7 protein-coding genes, 1 tRNA gene and 1 pseudogene are annotated in these 5,095 nt (G+C 60.1%); 8 read left to right on the top strand and 1 reads right to left on the bottom strand.

The annotated features are described in order from the left end of the window. Positions 1-451 (top strand): rubrerythrin (gene rbr / locus ACUVTA_RS08490; RefSeq protein ID WP_445952513.1); only part of this gene is annotated, 451 nt, incomplete at its 5' end. A gap of 41 nt (positions 452-492) precedes the next feature. Here rbr and ACUVTA_RS08485 read toward each other — a convergent pair. Then, positions 493-1,317: a tRNA (adenine-N1)-methyltransferase gene (locus ACUVTA_RS08485; RefSeq protein ID WP_445952512.1), complete on the bottom strand. Its 825-nt coding sequence runs from the start codon at positions 1,315-1,317 to the stop codon at positions 493-495. A 186-nt stretch (positions 1,318-1,503) separates the two neighbouring features. Here ACUVTA_RS08485 and ACUVTA_RS08480 point away from each other — a divergent pair, with 186 nt between their 5' ends. The 7 genes and pseudogenes from ACUVTA_RS08480 to ACUVTA_RS08450 all read left to right on the top strand — a co-directional run bounded on the left by ACUVTA_RS08480 (position 1,504) and on the right by ACUVTA_RS08450 (position 4,959). After that, positions 1,504-1,884 carry a hypothetical protein gene (locus ACUVTA_RS08480; RefSeq protein WP_445952511.1) on the top strand — a complete coding sequence of 127 codons (381 nt, stop codon included), beginning with the start codon at positions 1,504-1,506 and terminating at the stop codon, positions 1,882-1,884. Continuing rightward, on the top strand, positions 1,862-2,317 hold the full coding sequence (locus ACUVTA_RS08475) for an MOSC domain-containing protein (protein WP_445952510.1): 456 nt from the start codon (positions 1,862-1,864) through the stop codon (positions 2,315-2,317). The genes ACUVTA_RS08480 and ACUVTA_RS08475 overlap by 23 nt, the downstream gene beginning before the upstream one ends. A 24-nt stretch (positions 2,318-2,341) precedes the next feature. After that, the gene (locus tag ACUVTA_RS08470; protein ID WP_445952509.1) at positions 2,342-3,148 is read left to right on the top strand and encodes a DUF72 domain-containing protein; all 807 of its coding nucleotides are present in this window, start codon (positions 2,342-2,344) and stop codon (positions 3,146-3,148) included. Beyond that, positions 3,133-3,624, top strand: a complete 492-nt coding sequence (locus tag ACUVTA_RS08465; RefSeq protein ID WP_445952508.1) for an AAA family ATPase — start codon at positions 3,133-3,135, stop codon at positions 3,622-3,624. The genes ACUVTA_RS08470 and ACUVTA_RS08465 overlap by 16 nt, the downstream gene beginning before the upstream one ends. A 69-nt stretch (positions 3,625-3,693) precedes the next feature. Next, positions 3,694-4,463 (top strand): annotated as a pseudogene (locus ACUVTA_RS08460) (AAA family ATPase). A gap of 67 nt (positions 4,464-4,530) precedes the next feature. After that, a tRNA-Sec gene (locus ACUVTA_RS08455) sits at positions 4,531-4,624 on the top strand. A 65-nt stretch (positions 4,625-4,689) separates the two neighbouring features. Beyond that, the gene (locus ACUVTA_RS08450) at positions 4,690-4,959 is read left to right on the top strand and encodes a DUF3243 family protein (protein ID WP_445952507.1); all 270 of its coding nucleotides are present in this window, start codon (positions 4,690-4,692) and stop codon (positions 4,957-4,959) included. Positions 4,960-5,095: the final 136 nt, after the last annotated feature.

Genomic DNA, 5,095 nt, shown 5'->3' with positions numbered 1-5,095 from the left:
TTTCGCCAGTCAGGCGCGCAAAGAGGGCTACGAGCAAATCGCGGCGGTTTTCCAGGAGACGGCAGATAACGAGAAGGAGCACGCCAAGCGCATCCTGAAATTCTTGCAGGGCATCGGGACGACGGCGGAAAACCTCAAAGCCGCGGCCGAAGGCGAAAACTACGAGTGGACGGCGATGTATCCCGAGTTTGCGCGGGTGGCGGAGGAAGAAGGTTTTCCGGAAATCGCGGCTGTACTCCGGAAGATTGCCGAGACGGAGCAGCACCACGAGGCGCGTTTCCAAGCGCTCCGCCGCAACCTCGAGGAGGGAAAGGTTTTCAAGCGCGAGGGGGCGGTGCGCTGGAAGTGCCGCAACTGCGGCTATATTCACGAGGGACCGGAGGCGCCGGCGGTCTGTCCGGCCTGCGCGTACCCGCAAGCGTATTTTGAGCAGCTCTGCGAAAATTATTAAGGGGCGGTTTTGGCGGCCAAGCGCGGCGGGCCCCCGCCGTGCTACGGGCTTTCCGTATCGGGAGGCTCTTGCGGGCAGGCGGAGAGGGTTTGGGGCGCGTTCAGCTTTCGGGCGAAGGTGAGGAAGCCGGTGTGCCCCACCATCCGGTGGTGCGGGCGCACGCTGCGCCCGGCAATATGCCAGTCCCGCACCAGCACCTCGATGGTTTCTACCAGCGCGTAGTTGCCGGCATCCTTAAGAGCGTTAACGAAGGCGTCTGCCTGGGTGATCGAGGGCACGTAGGCCGAGACGATGCCGCCCGGGGCGAGGGACTTCTGGAGCGTTTCCAGAACCCGCCACGGTTCCGGGACGTCGAGAAGGACGCGGTCGAAGCCTTTTTCTTCGATGGGTTGGTAAATGTCGCCGCGCTTTAAAGTTAGCTGCGGCGTTGCGCCGAGGAACTCCCGGAGGTTTTGGGCCGCATGGTCGAGCATATCCTGGCGGACGTCGTAGGCAACAATCACGCCGCTAACTCCTATCTGGCGCGCCACCGCTAAGAGCAGGGCCCCGCTGCCGACCCCCCCTATAAGGACCTTAGCCCCGGGGAAAATATCTGCCCAGAGCAGGATGATTCCGGTATCTTTGGGGTAGATGATCCCGCTGATGCGTGGCATATTCATCGTGAAATCGGTCAGCGTCGGGTAGAAAACGTAAAACTTTGCCCCGCGGGAAGAGGTAACGACTGCGCCGGGTGCCGCGCCGATAACCGTATCGTGGACCACGTAACCCCGGTGGGAGTGAAATCTTCCGCCCGGAACGAGCCGCTGCAAGTAAGCGCGGCCTTCTTGGTCGATAAAGGCAACCAACTCTCCTGCTTGAAAAACCATGTTTCACCCCGGTTTAGGTTAAATTGTAGGATAAAGTTTACCATAAAGCACCCGGTAAAGCCAGCGGGCGGGTCTCGAAAGGAAGGGAAGGCTTTTTTAAAGTCTTGGATAGGACGCCTTGCCCGGGAGTGAAGCGGCGCCTTATCATTGAAAGGAGAACCCGAAAAAATTTACAGGAGGACGCCTATGTATTATCCTTTATTTGATGTCTGTCCGGTGCCGGCACTTAAACCCAATATCATCTCCCTGCTTCAGGACCGCGAACTTGCCCCCGGTGAAGAGCTTACTTTAGGGGAGTTCAGGAGCCAATCCTTAGTTGTGGCCTTTAGAACGAAAAGTAACGGGCGCTTTATCCTTTTTCTCGAAGAGTACCGTGACGGGGAGTGGGTGATAGCCGATAAGAGTGCCTGCTACGAAGGGGTTACCGTCTGGCAGTGCCTCTTGAAGAACGCGGTTTTCCGGCTGCGCGTTAAAAATCCGCCGCAGAATCCCGTTACGATAAGCCTGGATATGAACCTTTTCGAACCGTTGCCTAAGGAAGGGAATGAGGAAAGCGCGGGTGGTTAACGTGGATGAAGGCCAGGTAGTGGCCGTTTGTATTAGCCGCGAACGGGGCACGGCCAAGGAGAATGTGGGTGAGGGCTTCTTCGAGGAGGACTACGGCCTGCGCGGTGACGCCCACGCGGGGACGGTCCGGCAGGTGAGCCTGCTGATGGAGGAAAGCGTTCTCCAGGTGGCCCGGGAAACAGGAGTTCCGGCGCGGGCTGGGGATTTTGCGGAGAATATCCTTACCTGCGGCATTGACCTCCGGCGCCTTCGGCCCGGCGACCGGCTGCAAGTAGGAGAGGGTATTTTGGAAGTGGTCCAGATCGGGAAGGAGGTCAAGCCCCATCACTATTCCTTCCACGGGCTGCGGCTGCTTCCAAGTGAAGGGGTTTTTGGCCGGGTGGTGCGGGGCGGCCGGGTGCGGGCGGGTGACCCGGTGCGGGTCTTGCCGTGAACCGACGCGGGGCGAATCTCTTCCATGGCGGGACGGCAGGCTGTTGCGTGGATCGGCACGAGCGGTTACAGCTACACTCACTGGCGGGGGGTGTTTTACCCGCCGGAGCTGCCCGCCCGCGAGCAGTTACGCTTTTACGCCACGGTTTTTAACACCGTCGAGCTTAACGTCACGTTTTACCGCCTTCCCCGCGAAAGCACCTTTAAGGACTGGTACCAGGTTTCCCCGCCTGGTTTTTCTTTTACCTTAAAGGGAAGCCGTCTTATTACCCACCAGAAGCGGTTAAGTGATGTGGCCGCGACGGTGGCCCTTTTTTTCACCCGCGCGGCGCTGCTCGGGGGAAAATTAGGCGTGGTGCTGTGGCAGCTGCCACCCGGGATGCGCGCCGACTGGAAGCGCCTGGAAGAGTTTTGCGGGTTGCTGCGGGAAAATCCGGTGGCGAAGACGGTCCGTCACGCTTTCGAGTTTCGCCACCCAACCTGGTTTGCGCCGGAAATTTACGAAGTGCTGCGCGCTTACGGCTGCGCCCTTTGCACTGCTGACGCGCCGCGCTGGCCCTGCGTTGAGGTGATCACGGCCAATTTCGCTTACTATCGCTTTCACGGGCACGAGCGCCTTTACGCTTCTTCTTACCCACGGGAGGTGCTGGCGGTCTGGGCGGAAAAGATGGCGGCACACCTCGCTGCGGGCCGGGACGTTTACGCCTACTTCAACAACGACGCCGGCGGTTATGCCGTGGCCAACGCGCGCGCTAAAAGAGCTGCTGGCCGCTATGCTTTTACGTCGCTAAGACTGCCTGGTCCGTCTGTTAAAGATTGCGGCGTCGCTTAAGGGAGGATGGCAACCTGAAAAAAGAACTGGCAACACAACCCCTTGCGGCCCGTTTTAGGCCCCGGACCCTGGAGGAATTCGTCGGGCAGCGCCACCTGCTGGCCGAAGGGAAGCTCCTTTACCGGGCGATAAAAGCCGGGCGGCTAGGCTCGGCCATTTTTTACGGGCCGCCGGGCACCGGGAAAACGGCGCTGGCAGAGATCGCCGCCCGGACGAGCGGCAGTCCTTTTGTCCGCTTAAACGCGGCGCTTACTGCGGTGAAGGAACTGCGGGAGGTGGCGACGTGCGCCCAGCGGGAAGGTAAGCCGGTAGTCTTATGTCTGGACGAGATCCATCACCTCAATAAACTTCAGCAGGACGCCCTCCTCCCCTTTGTCGAGGAAGGGATCATTACCCTTATCGGCACCACCACTGAGAATCCCTACTTCGAGATTGTGGGAGCGCTGCGCTCCCGGGCTAAGATCTTCCGGTTTTAACCGTTGACCGCTGCGGACCTCCGGATAATCCTGGCCCGGGCGCTAGCGGATCCGGAACGCGGCTTGGGTATGTATGCCGTGAGGCTGCTGCCAGAGGCGATGGACCACTTGGTTAATGCCGCAGCGGGGGACGCCTGGGCGGCGCTGGGGGCGCTGGAGGTGGCGGTTCTGACCACCCCGCCGGGGCCAGACGGGGTCATTACCATCGATCTGCCGGTGGCGGAGGAGTGCATCCGCCAGCGGGCGCTGCAGTACGATAAGGCGGGCGATACGCACTACGATGTCGCTTCGGCCTTCATCAAGTCGATCCGGGGAAGCGATCCGGACGCGGCGCTGCACTACCTGGCCCGGATGGTGGCTGCCGGGGAAGATGTGAAGTTTATCGCGCGGCGGCTGCTCATCAGCGCCGCGGAGGATATCGGCCTTGCCGATCCCTGGGCGTTGCTTATCGCCCAGGCTGCCGCCGAGGCGGTGCAGTTCGTTGGGCTGCCCGAGGCCCGGATTATTTTGGCCGAAGCGGTGGTTTACTTAGCCTTGGTCCCGAAGAGCAACGCGGCCTACCGGGCGGTGGAGCAGGCGCTGGCGGACGTGACGCAGAAAGAAGCCGGTCCCGTGCCGCCACACCTGCGGGACGCAGTTACCACGGTGCTAAGTCCTTTGGCCACGGCGTGGGTTATAAATATCCCCACGACTACCCCGGTGGTTTCGTCGCGCAGGAATACCTGCCGGTGGGGCTGCGCGGCACCATTTACTACGAACCTACGGACCGGGGTGCCGAGGCGGTTTTAAGGGAGCGGCTGGAAAAATTGCGCCGGCTACGGGAGGGGAAGAAAGGGTAGCCGGCTTTGGCGCTTATTGCCCGGGCGGGTTTGACAGGTTTTCACTTTTTTCGCTATAATCGAAGGCGGGGGTGGACGGGTCCTGGTGGGCCTCCTGGTCTTCAAAACCAGCTGACGGGCCAAAAGTCCGTGGTGGGTTCGATTCCCACACACTCCCGCCAAAGCGTGCATAAAAATTACCTTCACCGGGAAAACTCACCTTAAAAGGCGAGGAGGTGAAGGTTCTATGGAACGAATGGAGCACGGGGAGCGGATAGCCCTGGAGAATTTCCCCAAGGAGCTGGCGGCAAAGATAAAAGAGGGCAAGGCCGCAGGGCTTTCCGACGAGCAGATTGTGGACGGGATTATTAATTTAGATGACGTGCTGGCCAGGTTTGTAAAGCCCGATTCGCCGGAAGAGGCGCTCCTCAAGGAGATGTGGCGGGCGGCTACGCCTGCGGAGAAGCGGACGATGGCGAATCTAGTGCTGCGGCTTGGCGCGAAGGTGGTTCCCTAGGTTTTTTGCAAAATAAACCACATGTTTCTTAGAAGGGGTTCCGTTACGGGGCCCCTTTTATTTTAGAATTTCAACCGCCTGGACTCAAGTTTGACAGCTAACCCGCATTTTGGGCGGCCCCAGGACCGGGAAGCCT

The organism is Thermodesulfitimonas sp., from assembly GCF_052743955.1.
The sequence above is the reverse complement of the archived record's forward strand: the minus strand, read 5'-3'. Positions and strand labels throughout refer to the sequence as shown.